Genomic DNA, 3,019 nt, shown 5'->3' with positions numbered 1-3,019 from the left:
CGCGGCGACCACTTCCTGGCGCGCGGCGTCGAGGGCGATGGTCTGGACCGCGATCGCCAGTTCCCTGCCGCGCTGTCGCTTTTCGGCGTCCGACTCGTTCTTCAATGTCCCGTCAAGCAACTCGGCATGCAGGCGGGTCATCTTTTCCTTGACGAGGGCCACCTTGTCCGCCGGCAACTCCTTCATCAGATCGTGTTCCTTCAGTGCGGAGATGGCGGCGGTCTGGGCGCGCTTGGCCAGGAGCCGCGCGGCATCCTTTTCGTGCGAACCGTCTTCGGATGCCTTGAGCACGCGCATGAGCCACGGAAGGGTCAGCCCCGGCAGCACCAGGGTGGCCAGCAGTACCGCGCAGGCGATGACCAGGATCTCGTGGCGGGCAGGGAAGTCGCTGCCCTCTGCGATAGTCAGAGGAAGGGCCAAGGCGAGGGCCAGCGTCGCGAGGCCGCGCATGCCGCACCACGTCAGGATCAGGACCTCCTTGGGCGAGGCCGGCTGCAGCAGGTTTTTCCGCTTGCGGGCCGAGATTGCCAAAAGCCCGAGCCAAGCGAAGCGGACAACGAACACGAGCACGCACACCGCCACGGCGGGGCCGATCATGCCATATATGGCCGCCCCTTCGTCCCGGATCACATGCCGGATCTCCAGCCCCACAAGGCCGAACGCCAGGCCCGTGGCGAGAAGTTCCACCACGTCCCAGAAGGCGGTGCGGGTGACGCGCTCGGCGGCGTCCTGGGACGCGCGTGCCGCTGCGTTTCGAGGGCGGTGACGACGACGGCGATCACCCCGGAGGCGTGCAGCTCTTCCGCAAGGATGTAGGCAGCGAAGGGAATCACCAGGGTTACGGCGCTGCGGGCCACCATGGAGGTGACCAGCTGGGTGATGAGCCTCGTCAACCAGCCCATCGCAATGCCGACAATGACGGCCAAGGCAGCACCGATGACGAATTGGAGCACGACGCCGGCACCCAGCTTGGTGCCGGAAACCGTCGCCGCCACCGCGGCCTGGAAGATCACGATCGCGGCGGCGTCGTTGAACAAGCCCTCGCTCTGCAGCACGGTGATGAGCCTGCGCGGCATGTGGACGCGTCCGGCAACGGATTCAACCGCGACGGGGTCCGGCGGGGCCACCATGGCACCGAGTGCGATCGCCGCAGGAATGCCGATCCCCGGAATCATGAGCCACGCGGCACCGGCAACAACCGCCGTCGATACCACGACGAGCGCCACAGCCATGAGCAGAAGCGTCCGCCACCGGACCCGGAAGACGGCCCAGGAACTCTTCTGGGCGGTTGCGAACAGCAGCGGCGGAAGGAAGATCGGGAGGATCAGTTCAGGCGCAAGATCAAAGTCCGGGAAGCCCGGAATGAAGGTCATAGCCGCAGCCAGCAAGAGCATCAGCACCGGGTACGGGAGCCGCAAGCGGTCCCCCAGGCCCACGGCCACGACCGTTGCAAGAAGCAGTCCAACAATGAGTGCCAACTGGTCCATGTTCCCGATTTCCCCAGACGTCGTAACGGCGGCGTCCCGGGCGCCTGCCGAGGGACTAGCCCTACCAACATATCCCGGCGGGGCGCGGTTAGGACGCGGTGAGAGCCTCCACCACGGGCATTGAGCCGTCCCTGAACTCGATGGTGCGGCGGACAGTCTCTGGCAGTTCCAAGACGGCGGCAGCCACCAAGGCAACATTGGCCCGTGAAGTTTCCGTCCCGGTACTCGGGTCCGCGGGGCTTACCTCAATGAGCGCAGACCCCGGATTGCTGGTCAGCGCACCCGGGCCAAGGATCGTCCAGTCGAGATCAGTAGCGCGCAGGTACTCGTCCGCCGCGGCTTTGGCCTCCGCGTAGGCGTAGAAGCTGTTGTCCTCGGGAACGCCGTGGCTGGGTCCTGCGCCGAAGTAGGACACCATCACATAGCGGGTGATGCCGGATTGTGCCGCGGCATCCATCGAGCGGATGGCGGCATCCCTGTCTACGGCATAGGTACGTTCCGGATTGCCTCCGCCTGCCCCGGCGGACCACACCACGGCGTCGTGGCCGTCAAGCGCCGACGCGATCTCCGCCGTCGTCGAATTCTCGACGTCGAGCACCACCGGGGCCGCACCCGTCACTTCGACCTCGGGCGCGTGTTCCGGATTGCGGATAAAGGAAGTGACCGCGTGACCTTCGTTGCTCAGGATGCGGGACAGGTGCAAGGCCACCTTGCCGTGGCCGCCGATGATTGCGATTCGACTCATGGACCCATTCTGTCGCAGTGGTCAAGCGCAGTGGCCAAGCCCGCCCGCAGACGGTGGATGAATTCCCGGAAAATCGCCGCTCCGCATTTGCGGAGCCCATTGCTGAATTCGTCAGTTCTCCGGACAAATCTGACTACTAATTACTAAGTAGACTTAGTTTAAACAAAATCGCCACCCTGGCCGGAAGTCCGGAAGTCCGGGCCTTGGGGGCACCCCTCCCGACGCCGAAGAAGACTTGCGAGTGTTTGGTGGCCAGCCGGAAATAAAAGCAAGTGGCACCCACTCGTGTGGAGCGAATTACCCATTCCTACACTCAAATCACCTGCAGCAGGAAAAGGAATACCTCATTTCATAAATCTCATTGATGGACTTATCCAAATAACCGGGTTACATCCCGTTGATGGATCTATTCGAAATGGGCGGAAATGAGGGCTTCCTCAGTGCTGCGCATTTAAGCAAAAGGGTCTCAACGAGCGCCATCCCCTGCGCCTGCGTATCACTTCCCGGGGCCGCCAACCGGCCGGCCCCAGAAACGATGAGCTACGGGGATTCGACATGTATCAGCAGGAGTACAGACACGGCGGGATCAGTGGAGGCAGCGTCCTCGCCCTGATATCCGCGGGGGTAAGAACTGTCACCAGGTACAAGGCATCAATAGCCACTTGGGCAATTGTCGCGGTGGTCGCCATTGCGGCCGTGACGATGCAGAACTACACACAGGTCCTTGCCCCAGGCGCGAGCGCCGCAAACGCCACGCACGTCGGTTCGGGAGCCGGGATTGCCGCAC

General features: G+C 63.5%; 2 protein-coding genes and 1 pseudogene. 1 reads left to right on the top strand and 2 read right to left on the bottom strand.

Going from position 1 to position 3,019, the window contains the following annotated elements:
• A pseudogene (locus tag AHiyo1_RS27800) lies at window positions 1-1,487 on the bottom strand (cation:proton antiporter); the annotation flags it as partial.
• Window positions 1,488-1,575: 88 nt separating this feature from the next.
• Window positions 1,576-2,232: an NAD(P)H-binding protein gene (locus AHiyo1_RS00980; protein ID WP_059387326.1), complete on the bottom strand. Its 657-nt coding sequence runs from the start codon at window positions 2,230-2,232 to the stop codon at window positions 1,576-1,578.
• 555 nt (window positions 2,233-2,787) lie between these two features.
• On the opposite strand from AHiyo1_RS00980, the gene AHiyo1_RS24370 reads away from it, so the two are divergent.
• Window positions 2,788-3,019, top strand: a 232-nt coding sequence (locus tag AHiyo1_RS24370; protein ID WP_172465463.1) for a hypothetical protein, incomplete at its 3' end; no start/stop codon positions are given.

It is taken from the genome of Arthrobacter sp. Hiyo1 (assembly GCF_001263615.2).
Classification (GTDB): domain Bacteria; phylum Actinomycetota; class Actinomycetes; order Actinomycetales; family Micrococcaceae; genus Arthrobacter.
The sequence above is the reverse complement of the archived record's forward strand: the minus strand, read 5'-3'. Positions and strand labels throughout refer to the sequence as shown.

Coding starts and splice junctions, on each gene's coding strand:
- AHiyo1_RS00980 (WP_059387326.1), bottom strand. CDS start 2,232: ATGAGTCGAATCGCAATCATCGGCGGCCACGGCAAGGTGGCCTTGCAC.